15 protein-coding genes are annotated in these 22259 nt (G+C 44.1%); 11 read left to right on the forward strand and 4 right to left on the reverse strand.

Features of this window, described 5'->3' with window-relative positions:
* Window positions 1-4: 4 nt before the first annotated feature.
* The 4 genes from ACN0VI_RS09420 to rmf form a co-directional block, all read right to left on the reverse strand.
* Window positions 5-4942, reverse strand: coding sequence for an alpha-2-macroglobulin family protein (locus tag ACN0VI_RS09420; RefSeq protein WP_417446606.1), 4938 nt, complete (start codon window positions 4940-4942; stop codon window positions 5-7).
* A gap of 265 nt (window positions 4943-5207) precedes the next feature.
* Window positions 5208-6575 (reverse strand): TonB family protein, encoded by a 1368-nt coding sequence (locus ACN0VI_RS09425; protein ID WP_417446607.1) that lies wholly within the window; start codon window positions 6573-6575, stop codon window positions 5208-5210.
* Window positions 6576-6589: 14 nt separating this feature from the next.
* Window positions 6590-7930 carry an energy transducer TonB gene (locus ACN0VI_RS09430; RefSeq protein WP_417446608.1) on the reverse strand — a complete coding sequence of 447 codons (1341 nt, stop codon included), beginning with the start codon at window positions 7928-7930 and terminating at the stop codon, window positions 6590-6592.
* 158 nt (window positions 7931-8088) lie between these two features.
* Entirely contained in the window at window positions 8089-8271 is a 183-nt protein-coding gene (gene rmf / locus ACN0VI_RS09435; RefSeq protein ID WP_012800996.1) for a ribosome modulation factor, read from the reverse strand.
* 440 nt (window positions 8272-8711) lie between these two features.
* Here rmf and ACN0VI_RS09440 point away from each other — a divergent pair, with 440 nt between their 5' ends.
* From ACN0VI_RS09440 to ACN0VI_RS09490, 11 genes are all read left to right on the forward strand, one after another.
* Window positions 8712-9095, forward strand: a complete 384-nt coding sequence (locus ACN0VI_RS09440) for a MerR family transcriptional regulator (RefSeq protein ID WP_417446609.1) — start codon at window positions 8712-8714, stop codon at window positions 9093-9095.
* Window positions 9096-9139: 44 nt separating this feature from the next.
* On the forward strand, window positions 9140-10300 hold the full coding sequence (locus ACN0VI_RS09445) for an isovaleryl-CoA dehydrogenase (protein ID WP_417446610.1): 1161 nt from the start codon (window positions 9140-9142) through the stop codon (window positions 10298-10300).
* A gap of 316 nt (window positions 10301-10616) precedes the next feature.
* On the forward strand, window positions 10617-11795 hold the full coding sequence (locus ACN0VI_RS09450; protein ID WP_417446611.1) for a thiolase family protein: 1179 nt from the start codon (window positions 10617-10619) through the stop codon (window positions 11793-11795).
* A 55-nt stretch (window positions 11796-11850) separates the two neighbouring features.
* A complete protein-coding gene (locus ACN0VI_RS09455) occupies window positions 11851-12999 on the forward strand; it encodes an acyl-CoA dehydrogenase family protein (protein ID WP_331892035.1) in 1149 nt (382 codons plus the stop codon).
* 15 nt (window positions 13000-13014) lie between these two features.
* The gene (locus ACN0VI_RS09460; RefSeq protein ID WP_417446612.1) at window positions 13015-14625 is read left to right on the forward strand and encodes a carboxyl transferase domain-containing protein; all 1611 of its coding nucleotides are present in this window, start codon (window positions 13015-13017) and stop codon (window positions 14623-14625) included.
* A gap of 18 nt (window positions 14626-14643) precedes the next feature.
* Entirely contained in the window at window positions 14644-15474 is an 831-nt protein-coding gene (locus ACN0VI_RS09465) for an enoyl-CoA hydratase/isomerase family protein (protein WP_417446613.1), read from the forward strand.
* A gap of 21 nt (window positions 15475-15495) precedes the next feature.
* Window positions 15496-17505: an acetyl/propionyl/methylcrotonyl-CoA carboxylase subunit alpha gene (locus ACN0VI_RS09470; protein ID WP_417446614.1), complete on the forward strand. Its 2010-nt coding sequence runs from the start codon at window positions 15496-15498 to the stop codon at window positions 17503-17505.
* A complete protein-coding gene (locus ACN0VI_RS09475) occupies window positions 17505-18446 on the forward strand; it encodes a hydroxymethylglutaryl-CoA lyase (RefSeq protein WP_417446615.1) in 942 nt (313 codons plus the stop codon). The genes ACN0VI_RS09470 and ACN0VI_RS09475 overlap by 1 nt, the downstream gene beginning before the upstream one ends.
* A gap of 30 nt (window positions 18447-18476) precedes the next feature.
* On the forward strand, window positions 18477-19178 hold the full coding sequence (locus ACN0VI_RS09480) for a CoA transferase subunit A (RefSeq protein ID WP_417446616.1): 702 nt from the start codon (window positions 18477-18479) through the stop codon (window positions 19176-19178).
* A gap of 10 nt (window positions 19179-19188) precedes the next feature.
* Window positions 19189-19845 (forward strand): CoA transferase subunit B, encoded by a 657-nt coding sequence (locus tag ACN0VI_RS09485; protein ID WP_331890515.1) that lies wholly within the window; start codon window positions 19189-19191, stop codon window positions 19843-19845.
* A gap of 160 nt (window positions 19846-20005) precedes the next feature.
* Window positions 20006-22165 carry a S46 family peptidase gene (locus tag ACN0VI_RS09490; RefSeq protein WP_417446617.1) on the forward strand — a complete coding sequence of 720 codons (2160 nt, stop codon included), beginning with the start codon at window positions 20006-20008 and terminating at the stop codon, window positions 22163-22165.
* Window positions 22166-22259: the final 94 nt, after the last annotated feature.

Genomic DNA, 22259 nt, shown 5'->3' on the forward strand with positions numbered 1-22259 from the left:
CCTACTATTGAGCATCCGGCTTACTAATAGTAATGGCTTTTTCTGGTTCACTAATGCCGCGAATTTCAGGACGATACATATCTTCTACAAAACTAGAGGGCACAGTGTAAGTACCGGGAGTTACCGCGCGAACCATATAGAACAAATGAGTCGTTTGATAACTTCTCAACTCGAGAGCCGCCATGAAACGATCATCCCAAAACTCTTGGTGAGCAATTTGAGTATTCTGGGTCAGCTCTTTAATGCTTTTTCCATCAATATTAATGTCATCAATCTTGAATGAATGCTCAAGGTTTTGATTCTCTAATTCAAAGCCTGCAGGTAGTAAATCGATGATCATGGCATTACGTAACTTATTATGTTCGCGTGCCAGATCAATAGACAGTCCCACAATAATCCTGTCACCAGCAGTCAAGTTCTGAATAAAGATAGGATCACCTTGGAGACTAAAATAGCGACGCTTTATGGCAACATCATCAAACATACCTTCTGGAGCTGTTTTAGGATAGCCTTGGGCTTTGTAATCCACAAAGACAGTTTTCGCACCCAAATTTTTCAAAACTAAAGGCTGCTTTACTGTCTTGTTTTTAGTTACCGCAATATAATCCACCGTTTGCTTAAATGACTCTGACTCGCTGCCCCGCCCTATTTCCAAGTTAAGTTCAGATTGATCCGAGTTCATATCATTCAACTGCTTGGCTAAACGAGCCAAGGCTCCTTTTTCCTGCGTCGATAACCAACTACGGGATTCCAGCTCACCTTTTAAGTCATAAACCAAATCCAGTCCATTAAGGTCTAGCGCTTCCACAACTTTGCTATCTAAACTCAAACTTGCTACCTGGCTCATATCGCGAATTGGCGAACCATAATCTCCGTAATACCAATAAGGTTGATGCTTGAACTTAGTAGTAAAGGCTTGTCCCCACGCCAGTTTGGCACGACGCTGATCGCCGAGCTTCTCTAGTGCAAAGGCTAAGTGGGCCAGCGGCAAGGATCGCTCGGCATCGGATGCATTCTTGTCATAAAGCGCACGTACATCCTGCAAACTGGCGCTACCGATTTTGGTTAACACATAAGCAGAGTAAGCGCGATAGGCTAGTTCAAAATGCTCTCTATCATCATAGTAACTCCAATTGTCTGTTCTAAAAGCACTGGAGCGCACATAACGTTGTAGGCGTCTAACCGCTTTGTCCAAGTTGTCTTCCGGAACCTGATAACCCAACTGCTTCGCTTCAATCAAAAAGTCAGTGACATAAGCAGTCATCCAAGGTTCTTCCGGTGAATTGTTCGACCATAGACCAAAACTTCCATCATAACGTTGCATCGAAAGCGTTCTACTAATAGCCGCATCAATCAACTGCTGTCGCTGCTCGAATAACTGAGCAGTACGTTCTGACTCGAGCGTGTTTAAGTCGTCCCTTTCAATATTCAACCAAGGCCAGGCACGCGATGTAGTTTGCTCCAGACAACCATAAGGGTACTGCAACAGGCCATTAATATAAGAACCTGTATCCAAAGGCGGAGTGCTGGACACTGTTAACACCGATTTCAAACCATAATTATCGTACTGACTGGCAAAGTCATCGCTAACCGTAAATTGACTACCGGCATTAATAGCCGCTTGCTTGCTAATAATTGAAGCGGCATAGGCAGGACGCAGACCAAGCGACCAGCTACGATTCATGTTTAAATCCGAATTATCGCTTTGGACAGTTAGGGACACTTTTCCTGAGCCGGTAAATTGAGAGGCTTTCACATCCAGTGCTAGCAGGGCCTTGCCTTTTGGCTCAAGCGTTAACGTCTTAGAAACACTGCCATTACCTAAAGCATCATCGGCTTCAAGTGTCACGGTGATGGTTTGCTCAGTCTCCTCCATGTTTTTGATATCAAACATGACTTGTGACTGGTCACCTTTGGCTAAGAAACGTGGCATGGAAGCCTGAACCACTAGGGGGGCTGCAACCTTAGCTTTCGACTCAGCCGAACCGTAACGATTCTTACTGAAAGCAACAGCCATCAATCGTAACTCACCATTAAAGTATGGCAGTTCAATATTGAGTTTAGCTAGCCCATTCTCATCTAGCTGCACTTTGTCTTTAACGATAGAAACAATTTGCACATCAGAAACTGGCGCATCACCACCACGACTTAAATCCGCATCACCACCGAAGCGCTGTCTGGCCATACTGCCGTCAGTCAGTTCAACAAAACTGCCGTAATTGTCTTTTAATGCAGCCTCATACGCACGCTGGCCAAAGAACCAGTCAATCGGGTTTGGTGATTCAAAGTTGCTAATGCTTAATATGCCACTATCAACCAAGGCTAATGTAGCAAATACTTCCTCATCAGATTTTTGGTTGTTAACTTTTAGTTCAACCTCTACGGTTTGCAGTGGACGCAGTTTCTCACTATGTGTGATTTCAACATCAAGTTTCTTTGCGTCACGCTTTAGAGGTAAATGCATAACCCCAAAGGCTCGGTTGGGCAGGTGTTTTCGTTTAATATCACCAGGTTTAAGTACCATCACCGACACATAAAGGTTATGAGTGTTCCAATTACTGTCCATAGGAATAGTGACAGCCGATTCGGCCGAATCAAGCTCTACCGCACGCTTCCACAGAAGCTGATCGCTTTCTACAGTAACCAATGCATGTCCTGCATAAGGCGAAGTAATATTGACCTGCAAATCTTTACCAAGCTCTACAAAATCCTGCTCAATAGACAACTTAACCTGATCGGGTCGCTCGCCATTTTGCTGGCTATTGTCAGACCAATACCAGCCAGCAAAGAAATGATAGCTAGTGAGCAATTGATTCTTTTGATTATGAATTTCTAATCGGTAGTTACCATACTCCAGTGGCAAAGAAATTTCGGGACGTTGTGCTGAGTCAAACTTTATAGTTTTGGCATAAACAGGAACGTTCGCTTCCGATGACCGGTACTCCCAGCCACTGTTTCCATACTGCCAATAGAGTCGACTGTCTTCACGTATCAGGGTCACCTGATATTGCTGTCCGTTGGTTAATGGCTCACCTTGGGTATTAACAGCAGCCAATTCAACCAGGTTATTATCGTTAGGTGCGGCAAATTCACGCTCGGAAACCCATAGCGGTCTTACTCCTACTAATTCCTCATGCGGGAAAGCATACTGAGTCACTCGACGAGTAATCGGACGCCCCCCACTTTCATAAACATTAACGCTACTCAGTAAACGGATCGGGAACTGGCTGCCGGCCCATTGATTGTTTAACTTCAAAGTCGCGTGCCCTTCTTCATCCAATGCACCAGCAGGAACATCCATAACCTGATTAAAATCACGATATTTATTTGAACCAAAATGAAAACCTTTGTAATCCTCAAAAGGATTTTTAGCGCTTGAAACGGTTACCGTTGCATCAAAACGGTTGCCACTGGCAGGTGCGCCATAAAGGTAATCAGACTGAACACTAATAACCGGCACATCCGCTATCTTAAGTGGCTGATCATTACCGGCACTCAACTCAAGCTTCAGACGTTCTGGTAAAAAGTCTTCTACGGCCAACTCGTATTTAAAGGTAGTTTTATTGGCAAGAGTTGCTTCAAAGGTCCAGCTGCCGCGCATGGCATCTGTTGGAAGCTGAAAATCAGTTTGGTAATAACCAGCTTCATCGCCTTTCCATTGCAGTGAGGCATGGACTTTATTGTCAGGCCGTAACACTCGCACAGAAACTGGCGTGGGCTCTAGCCAGTTAGCTTGATAATCACGCAAGATTCCTTGTATACGCACCGTCTCACCGGGGCGATATAAATCTCTCGGGCCATATAAAAATAATTCGATGGGATACTGTTGGCGCTTGGTTAGCTTATATTCAGACAAATCCAGCTTGGGGCTGTTTAAGCGAATTAAGTTGGTATTTTGTCCTTTGCTAGCAATTAAAAATCGCGCATTTTCAACCCTCGTAGCATCAAACTCTGCAAAACCTTCTGAATTAGTCTCCTGCTCCGCTAAACGCACTCCTTTGTTATTCAGCAAAGCAAGCTCAACACCTTGATAGGGTTTAGTTGATGGCAACTGATGGGCAAACACCACCAGGGTATCTGCATATTGACGGGTATGCAGACCAACGTCACTCATCACAAACCAGCTAAATTCATATTGATAGGGATAGTCATCGGCGGGTTGCATAGTCACCGCGTAAACACCATTGTCCTTCAGTGCCTTGATATCTTTTAATTGAATGTGATGAGTCAGACGCTGGTTGTCTTTGGCTTCAAGTTCAAAACGGCCGGTATGTGCCAGCTCGGCCATCTCTTTTAGGTTTTGTAGCTGATAGTATCGACGATAATCGCCACTTGCAAAAAAGTTATCATAGTAACGGGGCTTTAAACGCCAGAACTTAATGTCGACCTCTTTTACGTTGACCGCTTCAATAGGCAAGATGCCGCTATCACGTAAAATGGTTGATCCCTGACTCAGGAAACGTAACTGACGCTCAAGCGCACTGGTCTTAATCTGCTTTTTAAAAGCGCTACCTAAGGAGCGTCCATTATCAGCTACCAGGTCACTAGAGAAAGTAACCTCATAGATCTGCTCAGGCTCAATATAGGGGTAATAAATACGACGGTTATCATCACTAATGACCCAGCCGCCATCTTGAGGAGTATTATTGAGAGAAAGTTGAATTAGCTGTTCTAAATCTTGGTCACGCTTAATCGCTCGACTGAAGTTAATCTGCAAGGCAGGCGCATTATCATAAGTCCCCTGATAGACGCTTAATACATTGAAAGGTGTCAGTGTGTCAGCTTCAGAAGCGGCGGTTGTCTGAGAGGACTCCTGGCTCGATTTCTTCTCGGAACTTACCTCAGAGGCACTGGAGTCATCAGACTCATCACCGCACCCCGTCAACAATAAAACCAAGCACAAACCCACCCCAGCTACCAATGAGCGCAAACGATAAGACATAATACTCCCCTGTAATGATTTATAATCGCTATTATACAAACGCCACTATAACCAGAAAGGGTTAAGATTGTGGCGAATTATGAATAATTTATGCTTCATTATTCCAAAGGAGATGGAAATAGGCTAGCAATAAGAAAAATCTAAGCTAAGCCACCGCATACTAAAATGGTGCAGCGGCACAGTCTTTATGAGGCCACTACACATTAAATAGTTATATAATCAGTTTAAAAAGACTCTTGGTATGTAGTGATTAGTAAAGCATTACCTACGCATCAACGTTACTAACCTTTGAATTTTTCAGAGCCTCTTCATATTTCTGAAGTTTAGCCTGCATACTTTCAGGAACTTTATTAACACGGCGCAATTTCTTGTGGGCCATCTTTTGGTAATTTATAGCTTCACCAAAATCGCCACTTTCAAAATAAAGCTTCGCAAGTAACTCATAATGTCTTATTGGGTACTGGATATCTGAAATATTGTAAGAAAGCAAGAATGAGATTATTGATTCCAAACTATATCTTTCATCATCAAGATTATAGGCAAAAGCGGCTACATCATATGCAGACTTTGGATCCTGAGAAGAAATTGCCTTATCCAACCAAAAATAAGCCCTGTCCTTATCTTCAAGCCTAGAAAAGAGTTTAGCTAACTTTAGTTGTGAAATCGCCAAGTCACCGGAGGCGGACTTAACTAGCCAATTGATTGCTTTTTCCTTGTCAGCTTCACAACCATCACCAAATAACAGACTGTCGGCTACTTCGTATTGAGCCTGTAAATGACCTTGACGAGCTGCTTTATAAAGCCATTTTGTAGGGTTAAACTCAGGCTCATAATCGACTTTATCTTTAAATTTTGCATAACGATACTGAGCATCAGGATCCCCAGCTTCAGCTTTTTCTTTTATCTCTGCCAGCAACCTTTTATTAGACTGTGTAGGTTCAGAAAGTTTAAACTCAAGTTTAAACTTATAAACTTCCTGATATGGCTCATCTCCTAATGGAAGTTGAAACTTCCATCGCTTGACTGCTTTTAGGGTATTCCTGACAAATATATTTCCTGGATAGGAATCAATCGCTTTAATTTCAACAGGCAGCCCCTCACCATCAAGCTGATATGCAACGGTTACCCAACCCTCAACTCCTTTGTAAGAAGCTTCCCTTGGATACAAAGGAGCAACGGATTTTAATATCTTTGGATCCTCACGTCTAATTTCAGCTTTAGATTTCCTGTCCGTGTTTTTATAAATTGGTTCAAGCGCAGTTTTTAAAGCTTCTTCACTTAAGGTCTCTTTTAAGCTGGTGTAAAAGGTATCAGCTTCTACTTGCTTCTCATCTGTAAGTTGTTGGTAAATTTCCATTACTAAATCGACTTCTTTTTGATCCTCTAGATCTGACAGTTTTATCCAGCCATAAGCTTTGATTAAATCCTTATCAGTTCCAGCTCCTTCTAAAAACATAGAGCCGAGATTAAACTGAGCCTTTTTGTGTCCTATCTCTGCCAGATTATAAAACTGTGAAAAAGCTTCCTGGTATTGTTTGTTTTCATAGTTTTGGAGAGCTTCTTCAAAATTTGCTAAGACTGGCGAAGCCTGCAAAAATAATAAGAAAGCTATAAAAGATATGGTTTTCTTCATGGGTTATCCTTAGTTTAAGAATTAGCTAAAGCTTTTTCATATTGAGCTAATGTATCCTGCATATAGTCAGGTACTCTTTTAATTTTTCTCATAACTTTGTTAGCTTTTTCTTGGCTTTCCACTGCGAGAGCAAATTGGCCATTAAGAAAGTATAGCTTTGCTGCAAACTCATGATGCTTGACCGGATAAGCGACTTTATCTAGATCTGCTTCTTTGAGCTGCTCGATGATTAACTCCAATGAATATTTGGAGTCATTTAATTCATGCAAATACTCTGCTAACTCAAGAGCGATTTCCTGGTCGTTAGACTGAATAGCCTTATCCAACCAAAAATAAGCCTTTTCTTTATCATCTACTTGGAAGAAAAGCTTGGCTAGCTTAAATTGCGAACGTCCCAAGTTTCCTGATGCTGATTGGATTAACCAAGAGATAGCTTTTTCTTTATCCTCCTCACAACCCTCACCCTCTAACAAGTTGATGGCTAATTCATATTGAGCGTCGGCAATTCCTTGCTGTGCTGATTTATAAAGCCAAATCGTTGGATTGAACTCTTCTTCAGGATCAACCATAGGCGCATATTTTGCATAATAATACTGCGCTACCGGATCACCAGACTCTGCTTTTTCTTTAACTTCTGAAATAATCGATCTGTTTTTTCTATTATTTTTATCAAGCTCAAAACTTAAACGATATTTATAAATTTTATTAAGTTGGCTTTTGTCATTAGGGGTTTCAAACTGCCACTTCGAAATTGCAGCAATTGAATCTTTAACAAAAACATCTCCAGGGTATGCATCCATTACCTGAATGTCTGTCGGGGTTCCTTCCTGATCAAGTTTGAAAGCAAACTGGGACCAACCTTCAACGCCTTTCATAGCAGCCTCCAGTGGGTACTCTGGAGCGAATGTCTTAAGCGGCTTGGCATTGTTAGAGCTAGTTGCAGACTCTTCAATCGGCTTATAGACAGGTTCGAGTGCCAACTTTAGTGCTTCCTCACTGAATGTTGTATCAAGACTGGTAAAATAAAAATCAGCCTCTTGTTGTTGTTTTTGGTTAAGTTGCTGAAAAATTTCATCAAGGAAGGCTTTTTCTTGTTGCGGCTTTTTATCGGATAACTTTATCCAAGCATGAGCCTTGACCGGATCAGATTGAACGCCAGTTCCCTCAAGGTACATAACACCTAAATTAAACTGTGCTCCTTTATGACCAATTTCTGCTAGTGCCTGAAATTCTGTAAGTGCTTTCTGGTGATTACCTTCTTCGTAATACTTCACCGCATCTTCAAAAGTTGCGTGGGATACAATAGAAGTCGTAAATAAAATTAATAGACAGGCTATCTTTGTAGCTATTCTCATAGTGAGTCCTTTTTGTAATCTGTAATAATCCGTCGACAAGTATATAAATAACGTCATTCATATTCAACGCTGTAACGATCCTCATTAAAAAGCCCGGGCTGAACCGGGCTTGTGTATTTTATATTTTGATGTATTGATAAAACTATTTACTAAAGGTGTTAAATATAAGCTTTCATTCCATTAGTAGTAAACGCCTCTCGGCCCTCTCGCCAACCGCCTAACCATTCCTCTCGCGCATTCAGTTCTTCAAAGGGACAGTTTTCTTTTGACTGACCTTGAAGTGCGGCATTAAAACCTTTTGTGTGGGCTCTTTGAAGTTTATCTCTTTTCTGACGTTTCATAGATATCGTCCCCTTTCATGTTAACGATGTTTACTTGATGTATTGAACACATAAAAAAAGCCGACAGCTCTTGCGAGCGATCGGCTTTATTCTAAAATTCTGTTGTTTGCTGTCATTAAACGTATAGTCACTGTCTATTTTTTTACTCTATGGGTTTAACTTACACCTAACTTAGAGGGCTTGGCAATTGATAAGTTTCACACTTTGACCATATTTTCTTCATTTCAATCATTTAGCTTTTAAAGTTATTTTTTATTGAAGATACAAGCTCAATTGATTGTTTTTTATTCGCGCACATACAATATCAATTACTTAGTCGTATTTTCTTAGCCAAAATCGATAACGACTGGTCTGATCTGAATGAGACGAGACCTCTGCAAGTTTACGTTTGCGTAAAGGTAAGGTATCATTTTGTCTTATTTGACCGAATAAGCAGGCTTATGTCAGGCCAGACAGCAAAATCCATCAGCGAACGAGAATACAGTATTAGCGATCTCGCTAAAGAGTTCGGTATTACTGCGCGTTCGATTCGCCATTATGAAGATGAAAAACTGATTTGCCCTGAGCGTCGCGGCGTCCATCGTATTTACAGCGCCAGAGACAGAGTCCGCTTGCAACTTATCCTTCGCGGTAAGCGCCTTGGCTTTTCACTGGCCGAAATCCGCGAAATTATCGATTTATATGATTTGCCTGAAGGTAAGCAAAAGCAGGCAAAGCTTCTCGCAGAACTCATCCAAAAACGTCGGGATGCCCTGCTCCAACAGCGTAAAGACATTGAACATATGCTGAAAGAGCTGGATATGCTCGAACAGAAACTGGACTGAACTGATTACTATTGATTTGTTGATTTTAAGATAGAGGAACAAGCATGTATCCATCGTTGAACTTTGACTTAGGCGAAACCGCCGACATGATCCGCGAAATGGTTCGTGGGTTTGCAGAAAAAGAAATCGCTCCAATTGCAGAAAAAACGGACCACGACAACCTGTTCCCACACCATCTATGGCAGAAATTCGGTGAACTGGGGCTTTTAGGCATCACAGTCGAAGAAGAATATGGCGGCTCTGGCATGGGCTATCTTGAGCATGTTGTGGCGATGGAAGAAATCAGCCGCGCCAGTGCTTCTATTGGCTTGAGCTATGGTGCTCACTCTAATTTATGTGTCAACCAGATTCGTCGTAATGGTTCAGAAGAGCAAAAACAAAAATACTTACCTAAACTATGTTCTGGCGAGCACGTTGGCGCTTTGGCCATGTCTGAGCCTGGTGCTGGTTCTGACGTGGTAGGCATGAAACTTCGCGCAGAGCTTAAGGGTGACAAATACATTCTTAACGGCAACAAAATGTGGATCACCAATGGTCCAGAAGCCGATGTGTTGGTGGTTTACGCCAAAACTGAACCAGAAGCCGGTTCAAAAGGTATTACTGCCTTTATTATCGAAAAAGGCTTCAAAGGTTTCTCAACAGCGCAAAAACTCGACAAATTGGGTATGCGCGGTTCAAACACTTGTGAATTAGTTTTTGAAGACTGTGAAGTCCCTGCCGAAAACGTCATGGGCCCAATCAATGAAGGTGTTAAAATCCTGATGAGCGGTCTGGATTATGAGCGTGCAGTTCTATCGGCTGGCCCACTAGGCATCATGCGTGCCTGTATGGATGTAGTTGTTCCTTACGTTCATGAGCGTAAACAATTCGGCAAACCAATCGGCTCCTTCCAGCTTATTCAAGGCAAAGTAGCAGACATGTACACCACCATGAACGCCAGCCGCGCTTACGTATATGCCGTAGCTAAGTCCTGTGATCGTGGTGAAACCACCCGTAAAGACGCCGCTGCAGCGATTCTATTCGCAGCAGAAAATGCTACTAAATTAGCCTTGGATGCGATTCAGGTTCTTGGCGGTAATGGTTACATCAATGAATACCCTACAGGCCGTTTGCTACGTGACGCTAAATTGTATGAAATCGGCGCTGGTACTTCAGAGATTCGTCGTATGTTGATTGGTCGTGAGTTGTTTAACGAAACAGCTTAAACCTGCTCTATTAAAGTAAAAGACTAAGGTAAGAGAAGCGAGCGAGCTTCTCTACAACAAACTCAAGCAAGAGAAGTTATCGAGCGAGGCTAAAACGTGACAGATTATAGCTTCTCGAAGAACAGTTAAATTCACTTTGTAGTAGAAGTGAGCGAGCTTCTCTCAACAAAATTAAGCAAGAGGAGTTATCGTGCGACGCTAGAACGAGGCAAATAACTTTTTAGATTCGGAGGTGACCTAGCTGGTCATTGGAGAAGAAAAAAGTCATTTAACAAAGTTATAGCAAGCTCGGAAACTTCGAACAGGAGAAATATTTATGTCAGATCCAATCGTAATTGTAAGCGCTGCGAGAACCCCAATGGGCGGCTTTGGCGGCGCACTATCAACCGTAAAATCAACTGAACTTGGCGCTACAGCTATCAAAGCTGCTGTTGAGCGCGCAGGAATTAAAGCCGATGATGTTCAAGAAGTCATCATGGGCTGCGTACTTCCTGCTGGCGTTGGTCAGGCTCCAGCACGTCAGGCTTCGTTGGGTGCAGGCCTTCCTCAGTCTACTGGCGCTACGACTGTTAATAAAGTCTGTGGTTCTGGTATGAAGACCATCATGCTGGCTCATGACTTATTGGTGGCTGGCACTAATCAAGTGATGGTTGCTGGTGGTATGGAAAGCATGAGCCTTGCACCTTACCTATTGCCTACGGGTCGTTATGGCCAACGTTTTGGTCATGGCAAAACTTTAGACCATATGGCTTTTGATGGTCTTGAAGATGCCTATGAAGGTCAGGCTATGGGTGTTTACGCTGAGCAGACGGTTGAGAAATATGGTTTTACTCGCGAAGACCAGGACGCTTATGCCATTGAATCTTTGGCCCGCGCCAACAAGGCAATCGAAGAGGGTTCGTTCAAAAACGAAATCACACCGGTCACTGTAAAATCCCGCAAAGGTGATGTTGAAGTGGATGTTGACGAGCAGCCTTTAAAAGCTCGCCCTGACAAAATCCCTTCACTACGCCCTGCTTTCAAAAAAGATGGTACTGTCACGGCAGCTAATGCCAGCTCTATTTCTGACGGTGCAGCGGCTGTGGTATTAATGCGTCAATCAGAAGCAGAAAAACGTGGCTTGAAACCTCTTGCCAAAATTGTTGCGCAATCAACCAATGCTCGCATACCTGCTGAGTTCACGATTGCTCCTGTCGGCGCAATTGAAAAAGTATTGGATAAAGCCGGCTGGTCAAAAGATGATGTTGATTTGTTTGAAATCAACGAAGCTTTTGCCGTAGTAACCATGGCTGCCATGAAAGATTTGCAACTTGACCACGCTAAAGTGAATGTTCACGGCGGTGCCTGTGCATTGGGCCACCCTATCGGTTGTTCTGGCACGCGTATTGTTGTTACCTTGATTGAAGCTTTACGCAAATATGGCAAGTCGAAGGGTGTTGCTTCTTTATGTATTGGTGGCGGAGAAGCCACTGCCTTGGCCGTAGAGTTACTATAATTTCTATTCCCAAAAACTAAAGTATAGATTTACCAACTTTTGGAAGAACAATTTTATGATTCTGAGTGAAGAACAACGCATGATTCAGGATATGGCCAGGGGCTATGTGCAAGAGCGCATTGCCCCTTTCGCCGAGGAATGGGACAAGAATAAGACCTTCCCTGCTGAGGCGCTACAAGGCCTGGCCGAGCTAGGTTTTTATGGCATGTTAGTGCCTGAGCAATGGGGTGGCTGCGAAATAGGTTATGTTGCAGCAGCTTTAGTACTGGAAGAAATCGCCGCAGGCGATGGCGCTTGCTCGACTATTATCTCGGTTACAAACTCTGTTGGTTGTATGCCAATCTTAAATTTCGGCACCGATGAACAAAAAGAAAAATTCTTAAAACCTTTGGCCTCTGGCGAAAAGCTTGGTGCTTTTTGTTTAACCGAGCCACATGCCGGCAGTGATGCATCTGACTTGAAAACTAAGGCCGTTCTTAAAAAGAGTCCAGATGGCGACCATTACATTATTAATGGTTCAAAGCAGTTCATTACATCAGGCAAAAACGGCGACACTGCAATCGTATTTGCGGTCACCGACCCAAGCGCAGGTAAAAAAGGCATCAGTGCCTTTATCGTGCCGACTGATACTCCAGGATATATTGTTGCCAACATCGAAGATAAGATGGGGCAAAATGCGTCAGACACAGCCTCAATTGTTTTCGAAGACTGCAAAATTCCAGCCGAAAACTTACTTGGTAAAGAAGGCGAAGGTTACAAAATCGCCCTTTCCGGTTTAGAAGGCGGCCGCATCGGTATTGCAGCACAAGCTGTGGGTATGGCTCGAGCCGCTTATGAGTATGCTCTTGAATACTCCAAAGAACGCACATCCTTTGGTAAGCCGATTAATAAACATCAGGCAGTACAATTCAAACTGGCCGACATGGCCACTCAGGTTGAAGCGGCCCGTCAGATGGTGTTACACGCGGCACAGTTACGCGACAATAATCTGCCCTGCTTAAAAGAAGCCTGTATGGCAAAACTGTTCGCATCTGAAATTGCTGAAAAAGTGTGCTCAGAAGCGATTCAAATTTTAGGCGGTTATGGTTATTTACGTGACTACCCTGTGGAAAGAATTTATCGCGACGTTCGCATCGCGCAGATTTACGAAGGTACAAGCGAAGTTCAGCGCATGGTGATTGGCCGTGCGATCGCATCAGAATAACAGTAGGACAGACATATGCCTGTAATTAAATCGTCATTGAATCCGCGTAGCGCAAGTTTTACTGAAAATGCCGAAGCAATGACTGCTTTGGTCGACGACTTACGCGACAAGATGGAATACATCACCCAAGGTGGTGGTCCCAAGTATCAGGAGAAGCACTTATCACGCGGCAAATTGCTGCCTCGTGAACGTGTGCGCAAGCTTCTTGACGTTGGTTCACCTTTCCTTGAGATTTCTCAAATGGCCGCCTGGGACTTGTATGACAATAAGGTTCCAGCAGCTGGCTTGATTGCCGGTATTGGTCGTGTTTCAGGCATCGAGTGCATGATCGTTGCCAACGATGCTACCGTTAAAGGCGGCACCTATTTTCCTGAAACAGTTAAAAAGCACTTACGTGCTCAAGAAATTGCAGAAGAAAATAATCTGCCGTGTATTTACCTGGTCGATTCAGGCGGTGCAAACTTGCCGCAACAAGACGAAGTATTCCCGGACAAAGACCACTTCGGTCGTATTTTCTACAACCAGGCCAATATGTCCGCGAAAGGTATTCCGCAAATTGCGGTGGTGATGGGTTCTTGTACTGCAGGTGGAGCTTATGTTCCAGCAATGGCGGATGAGTCAATCATCGTTAAAGAACAAGGCACTATTTTCCTGGGTGGTCCTCCATTGGTTAAAGCAGCAACCGGTGAAGTGGTTTCCAGCGAAGATTTAGGTGGCGCAGACGTACACTGTAAAAATTCTGGTGTTACTGACCATTATGCCTTAAATGACGAACACGCGTTAAAATTAGCGCGTCAGGTAGTTTCCAATTTAAATCGCAAGAAAATGCCTCCGGTCACTTTGAAAAAGCCCGTTGATCCGCTCTACCCTGCTGAAGAATTGTATGGCGTTATCAACAAAGATCCTCGCAAGCCATTTGATATTCGCGAAATTATTGCGCGAATCGTTGATGGTTCTGAGCTGGATGAATTCAAAGCTTTATACGGCAATACGCTTATTTGCGGCTTTGCTCGCATTCATGGTTATCCGGTAGGTATCGTTGCCAATAACGGTATTCTGTTCTCTGAGTCGGCACTAAAAGGCGCCCACTTTATTGAGCTGTGTTCACAACGCGGCATTCCTTTGGTATTCCTGCAAAACATCACTGGCTTTATGGTCGGTCGCAAATACGAAAACGAAGGTATTGCTAAAAACGGCGCCAAGATGGTGACAGCAGTAGCCTGTGCCAAAGTGCCTAAGTTTACGATTATTGTTGGCGGCAGTTTTGGTGCCGGTAACTACGGCATGTGTGGTCGTGCTTATAGCCCTAAATTCTTGTGGATGTGGCCTAATGCTCGTATCTCTGTGATGGGTGGCGAACAAGCTGCTAACGTATTGGCACAAATTAAGCGTGACAATTTCGAACGTACCGATCAGCCAATGTGGTCCGAAGAACAAGAGAAAGAATTTAAGCGTCCGATTGAAGAGCAATATGAAAAGCAAGGTCACCCTTACTATTCGAGTGCTCGCTTATGGGATGACGGTATTATCGATCCAGCCGATACGCGTATGGTTCTTGGTCTGGGATTATCTGTTGCCATGAACAAAGAAGCCGAAGAAACGAAGTTCGGCGTCTTCAGAATGTAAGGCAAGGAGAATCATCTTATGAGTGAAGCATTAAATATCAGTATCGATCAAAGTGAGCTCGGTAAAAGCGGCCGCGGTGTTGGATATATCACCCTCACCCGCCCTGAGATTCATAATGCCTTTGATGACAAGTTAATTGGCGAGCTGACTGAAGCTTTTACTGCGATGGAAAACAACGCTGAAGTGGAAGTGGTTGTGTTGCGCGCGGAAGGCAAAAGCTTTTCAGCCGGTGCAGATTTAAACTGGATGCGTCGCATGGCAGATTATTCCTGGGAAGAAAATTACCAGGACTCGCAAGCTCTGGCCACATTGATGAACACGATTTATAGCATGAGCAAAACTACAGTCTGCCAAGTACAAGGCGCAGCATTTGGTGGCGGCGTTGGCTTAGTTGCCTGTTGCGATATTGTCATTGCATCTGAGCGCGCCAGCTTCTGTTTATCGGAAGTAAAGCTAGGTCTTATTCCTGCGGTGATCAGCCCCTATGTAGTCAAAGCTATGGGCGAACGTCAGGCGCAGCGCTACTTTACTACGGCTGAACGTTTCAAAGCCGATAAAGCCGCTGAATATGGTCTGGCCCACGAAGTGGTTACAGAAGAATCATTGGTTGAAAAAACCAATGAGGTGATCGCCACCTTGTTGAGCAATGGCCCGCAAGCTGTAAAAGCAGCAAAGAGTTTAATTAGAGCTGTAGCGAATCAAACCATTGATCAATCCTTGATGGATGAAACGGCGCGTCGCATTGCGGATATTCGTGCCAGCGAACAAGGTAAAGAAGGTTTGAACGCTTTCCTCGAAAAACGTACTGCTGATTGGTCGGTTGGCCAGTCTAAAAGCAGTTCACAATAATTGGTTAAGGAAACAGCGAACATGTTTACAAAAATATTGATTGCTAACCGTGGTGAGATTGCTTGCCGCGTGATAAAAACGGCGAAAAAACTCGGTATTAAAACCGTTGCCGTTTATTCAGAAGCCGATAAAGATGCGATGCATGTAGCAATGGCCGACGAAGCGGTATATTTAGGCCCTGCTCCAGCACGCGAATCTTATCTTAAAGGTGAGCTGATTATTGAGGCTTGCAAAAGAACCGGCGCGCAGGCAGTGCATCCAGGTTATGGCTTCCTATCTGAGAACGCTGATTTTGCCAAAGCACTTGCAGAAAATGACATTGAATTTATTGGCCCGCCAGAAGGTGCGATTATCGCCATGGGCTCAAAGTCTGCAGCGAAAGAAATCATGGAAGAAGCCAATGTACCTTTAGTCAAAGGCTATCACGGTGAAAACCAGGATGGCGACTTCCTTAAATCACAGGCGGACGAGATCGGATACCCCGTTATCATCAAAGCAACAGCTGGCGGTGGCGGCAAAGGTATGCGCATCGTCTGGAAAGAAGAAGACTTTGCTTCTAGCTTGGCTTCCTGTAAACGTGAGTCCGCTGCATCATTTAGCGACGACAAGGTTCTAGTTGAAAAATACATTACCAAACCTCGCCACGTAGAGATTCAAGTGTTTGCTGATAAGCATGGTAATGCGGTACACCTATTTGAGCGCGATTGCTCTGTGCAACGTCGTCATCAAAAAGTTATTGAAGAAGCCCCTGCTCCAGGCTTAAGTGAAGATACTCGCTCCAAGATGGGACAGGTAGCAATCCGTGCAGCACAGGCGATTGGTTATGTGGGCGCCGGTACGGTTGAGTTTTTGTACGATGAAGACGAGTCTTTCTATTTTATGGAAATGAACACTCGTTTGCAGGTAGAGCATCCGGTTACTGAAAAAATCACCGGTCAGGATCTGGTTGAATGGCAATTAAAAGTTGCAGCTGGCCAAGAACTGCCGATGCAACAAGATGAATTGAGCATCAATGGTCATGCGTTTGAAGTGCGCATTTATGCAGAAGATCCAAATCAGGACTTCCTACCAGCAACAGGTACTTTATTACATCTGAACACTCCCGAAGAATCCGATTACGTTCGTATCGATACTGGTGTCACTCAGGGCGATTCGGTTTCGGTTCACTATGATCCCATGATTGCCAAGCTAATCGTTTGGGATCAGGATCGGAATGCTGCGCTAGCTCGCTTACGCGGCGCCTTAGCTCAGTATCAGGTTGTCGGTTTAACCACCAACGTCCCTTTCCTTTCTGCATTGGCTCATAGTCAAGGGTTTGAAGATCTTGACCTCGACACAAACTTTATTGAACGTTACAAAGACGATTTAATTTTAGACGAAGAAGCAGCTGACGATGACACTCTGGTTGCAGCAGCGGTCTATCAGTTACTAAAACGTGAACAGGTAGCAGCTGAAAACGCAGCACACAGTGATGACCCTTATTCACCGTGGCACACTGTTAACGGCTGGCGTCTAAATACTGACAACCATCATAATTTTGAATATCTGGATAAAGTTGATGGCATCGCCAATGATGTGGAAGTCATTGTCCACTTCCGTGACAAAGGTTATTTACTGGATTTACCAAGCGGTGAACTACCGGTTCATAGCGCAACTCTTAATGATCATATTCTACGTTTGGATGCTAACGGCAAACGTTTCAATGCAACCGTGGTTGATGATGGTGCAAACCTGCACATATTCATCCATGGTCATTATAAAGTGCTTGAAAAAGTAGAACGTGGCTTGGCCGGCGATTCCGAAGATGCAGGCGGTAGCTTAACCGCACCGATGCCAGGCACCGTGATTGAAGTTCTGGTCAGCGAAGGTGATCACGTTGAATCCGGTCAGCCATTGGTAATTTTAGAAGCGATGAAAATGGAACACACTATAAACGCGCCAACTGCTGGCGTAGTCAGTGAAGTGCATTATGCCGCAGGCGATTTGGTTGATGATGGCGCTGAATTGCTTTCGTTGGAGGTTGCTGAATAATGGTCATGGTATCGGATAATCCAGCCCTACCCACTCACGTTAAAATTGTTGAGATGGGGCCACGTGATGGATTACAAAATGAAAAGCAACCGGTATCCACTGAAGTTAAGCTTGAGTTGATTCGTCGTTTGATTGATGCCGGTGAGACACACATTGAAGCGACAGCTTTTGTTTCACCAAAATGGGTGCCACAAATGGCAGATCATAACGACATCATGGCAGGCCTTAAAAACTTTCCCGAAGCTCAAGATGGCAGCGTCTGGTTTCCGGTGCTAACACCAAACCTTAAAGGTTTTGAAGGTGCGTTAGCAGGTGGCGCTAAAGAAGTTGCCGTCTTTGCCGCTGCATCAGAAAGCTTTTCGCAGAAAAATATCAACTGTTCGATTGCAGAATCTATCGAGCGTTTCAAGCCAGTTATCGAAGCTGCCAAAGAGCAAGGCGTTAAAGTTCGCGGCTATGTTTCCTGTGTGTTAGGCTGTCCCTTCGAAGGCGCCATTGCCCCTGACAAAGTCGCCGAAGTTGCCAAAGCATTGTATGACTTAGGCTGCTACGAAATTTCTCTGGGCGACACCATTGGCGTTGGTACACCGAACAAGGCGCGCGCTATGATAGCAGCGGTTGCAGAGCATGTACCGACCAATAAATTAGCCTGTCACTTCCACGATACTTATGGTCAGGCATTAGCCAATATTTATGCATGCCTTGAGCTTGGAGTTGCCACAGTTGATAGCTCAGTTGCAGGTTTGGGTGGTTGCCCTTACGCACCAGGTGCTACTGGCAATGTAGCAACAGAAGATGTCGTTTATATGCTTAACGGTTTAGGGATTGAAACTGGTATCAATTTAAATAAACTGGTGGACGCTGGTGCTTATATTTCAGAGCAACTGGGTCGTCATCCAGTATCCCGAGCAGCCAATGCGTTGCTCGCTAAAAAACAATAACTGATTCATTCGATTTGACGAGGAACTAAGATGTCAGGTTTTGATAAAGTCGTACACAGTTACGAAGAAGCTTTAGAAGGCTTTACCGATAACATGACCGTAATGGTCGGCGGTTTTGGCCTATGCGGTATCCCTGAAGGCTTGATTGAACAAGTCTACAAAATGGGCTGCAGCGGATTGACCGCAATTTCAAACAACGCAGGCGTTGATGGCTTTGGTTTGGGTAAATGGTTAGAAAAACGCCAAATCAGCACCATGATTGGCTCCTACGTTGGCGAAAATGAGCTATTTGAAAAGTTGCTTCTTTCTGGTGAGATGGAAGTGATTTTGACACCTCAAGGCACGCTGGCCGAAAAAATACGTGCGGGCGGTGCAGGTATCCCTGCTTTCTTCACAGCAACCGGTTTTGGTACACAAGTAGCTGAAGGTAAAGAAACCCGCAATATTGATGGTCGCGACTATGTGCTTGAGCCATCATTAACTGCTGACTTTGCTTTAATCAAGGCCTGGAAAGCGGACACCATGGGCAATTTGATTTTCAACAAGACTGCCATGAACTTTAATCCAATGATGGCGACAGCCGGTAAAATCACCGTGGTTGAAGTGGAAGAAATTGTTGAACCTGGTGAGTTAGATCCAAACTTTATTCATACACCAGGTATTTACGTTCAGCGCGTGATCAAAGGCAATAACTTTGAGAAACGTATCGAACAACGCACGGTAAGATCATAAGGAGCGCATCATGGCATTATCACGTGAACAAATCGCCATGCGAGTGGCGCAAGAATTAGAAGACGGCTTCTATGTTAACCTGGGTATCGGTATCCCTACCTTGGTCGCAAACTATATCCCAGAAGGCGTTAAAGTCATGCTTCAGTCTGAGAATGGCTTATTAGGTATGGGTCAGTTCCCGACCGAAGAAACAATCGATCCAGATCTGATCAACGCAGGGAAACAGACAGTAACCGCGGTCACTGGCGCAGCCTTCTTTTCTTCAGCAGAAAGCTTCGCCATGATTCGTGGCGGCCACGTTGATTTAACAGTACTTGGTGCTTTCGAAGTGGATCAGGAAGGAAATATTGCTTCCTGGATGATTCCCGGCAAGCTGGTTAAAGGCATGGGCGGTGCAATGGATTTGGTAGCGGGCGCAGAAAACATCATTGTTACCATGACGCATGCCAATAAACACGGTGTGTCAAAAATCTTAAAACAGTGCACCCTACCGCTAACCGGTGCCAAATGCATTAAGCGCGTCATCACTGAGCTTGCATTAATGGAAATTAAAGACGGTGCCTTCCACCTCATTGAGCGTGCCCCAGGCGTTTCAGTTGAAGAAATTCGAGAAAAAACTGAAGCTGATTTGGTGGTTCCTGATCATGTTCCAGAAATGAAAGTCTAATTGACTACAATCAAATTAGAAAATTGAACCTGAAAGCCGGCCTTCGTGTCGGCTTTTTTGTAATATTTATTAACACTTTTCCGCAAATTGGCATTAGAAATTCATTATCAATGCTTTAGGATTAATCGGTTATTCTTTTAACAACAATGTAGAGAGTCCAATGAAAAAACTATTAATCACGGCGGCTTTGGCCCTTGCCGTCTCGCCTTTAATGGCGGATGAAGGCATGTGGCAGCCCCACCAATTACCTACTATCAAAAAACAGCTAAAGAAAGCTGGTATTAAAATCAATCCTAATAAACTCACAGAATTGACTGAATTCCCTATGGGTGCGGTTATCAGTTTAGGCGGTTGTACTGCATCATTCCTGTCACCAAAAGGCTTGGTTGCAACTAACCATCACTGTGCTTACGGCAGTATTCAGTTCAACTCAACTGCTGAAAACAATCTATTAGACAAAGGCTTCTTAGCTGAAGATTTGAGCAAGGAGCTTCCAGCTGCGCCAGGTTCTCGCGTTTATGTCACTATTGATGTTAGCAACGTTACATCTGACGTTAACACTGCCAGCGAGGAGCTTTCAGGCCTTGAGCGCTATAAAGCTATCGAAGACAAAGAAAAAGCTTTAGTTGCTGACTGCGAACAAGATGAAGGGCATCGCTGTAATGTTGTGTCTTTTCATGGTGGTTTAGAATATTACCTTATCAAGCAATTGGAAATTAAGGACGTTCGTCTGGTCTATGCGCCCTCTTCCCACATTGGTAAATACGGTGGTGATGTAGACAACTGGATGTGGCCTCGCCATACCGGTGACTTTGCCTTTTACCGTGCTTATGTCGATAAAGACGGCAACCCGGCCGAATATTCAGAGGATAACGTTCCTTACGAGCCTGAGCACTACTTGAAAGTGAATAAAGACGGTGTTGATAAGGGTGATTTCGTGATGGTTGCAGGCTACCCTGGCAGCACCAACCGTTACCGCACCAGTGCAGAAGTGAAAAACCAGTTCGAGTGGTGGTACCCAACTTTCCGCACAACGCTACAAGAATATATTGGCCTGATCAAAGAAACAGCCCCTGAAGGAACCGATGCCCGCGTGAAATACGCAAGTACTTTGGCTGGTCTTAATAACGCTGAAAAGAACTGGGGTAGCATGATAGAAAGTTATGCTAAAGGAGACCTCCTAGAACGCAGAGTCGCTCTAGAGAACGATCTTAAAACCTGGCTTAACGCTAACCCAAAAATGCAAGCTAAACATGGCGATGCATTAGATGCACTGAATGCTTTAATCCTTGAAAACATTGCTGAACAGGAACGCACTCTACGTTCTTGGGCTATTAACCGCGACACATTAACAAGCACAGCAGCTCGTTTATATCGTCTCGCGATTGAAAAAGAAAAGCCTGACGCAGAGCGTGAGCCAGGTTATCAAGAACGCGACATGGTTCGATTTAAAGAAGGCCTGAAAAGCATGGAGCGTCGTTGGGATGCGAGTGTCGAGAAAGCCTTGTTGAAGCACTTTGCTCCAATGTATGCAGAGCTTCCTGCTGATCAGCGATTGAAAAGCTATGATGAGTTTATGGGTATTGGTGAAACACTGGATGAAAAGTCATTCGCGCAGAAAGTGGATGCGATGTATGCCGAAACAGAACTAGCAGACCTTGAAACTCGACTGGCCTGGACGGAAAAATCAGTAGAAGACTTTAAAAACTCTGATGATCCTTACATTAAGCTGGCAGTCGCTACCTTTGATGAAAAATATGAGCAAGAGCTGGAAAGTAAAGAACGTAGCGGTAAATTCCAGGAGCTTCGTCCTCGCTTCATGTCTGCAGTGATTGACTTCTATAAGTCACAAGATAAGCCTATCTATGCGGATGCTAACAGCACATTGCGAGTAACCTTTGGTAACGTTAAAGGCTATTCACCTAAAGATGGTCTTTATGCAACGCCATTTACAACATTAGAAGGTCTTGCAGCTAAACATACTGGTGAAGAGCCCTTTAACTCGCCTCAAAAGCAACTTGATTTAATCAAAGCTAAAGAGTTTGGCGATTACTTAGATAAAGACTTGAACAGTGTTCAAGTCAACTTCCTAACCACTTTAGATGTGACAGGTGGTAACTCAGGTTCACCAACTCTCAATGCCGAAGCAGAGTTTGTAGGTCTTATCTTTGACGGCGTATACGAGTCGATTATTGCTGACTGGGATTATAACGATGAATTAAATCGTTCAATCCATGTTAGCAGTGCATATATGTTGTGGGTTATGGAGCATGTTGATCATGCCGACAACCTCATCAAAGAAATGAAAATCGTTGACTAGTCAGTCAGAAAGCTCAAAAAAGCCGACTTTAATAGTCGGCTTTTTTATGCCCATAATCAAGCAAAAGCCTGCTATTTCAATAAGTTATTTAAAA

It is taken from the genome of Kangiella sp., from assembly GCF_048265365.1.
In the GTDB taxonomy this organism is placed as follows: Bacteria; Pseudomonadota; Gammaproteobacteria; order Enterobacterales; family Kangiellaceae; genus Kangiella.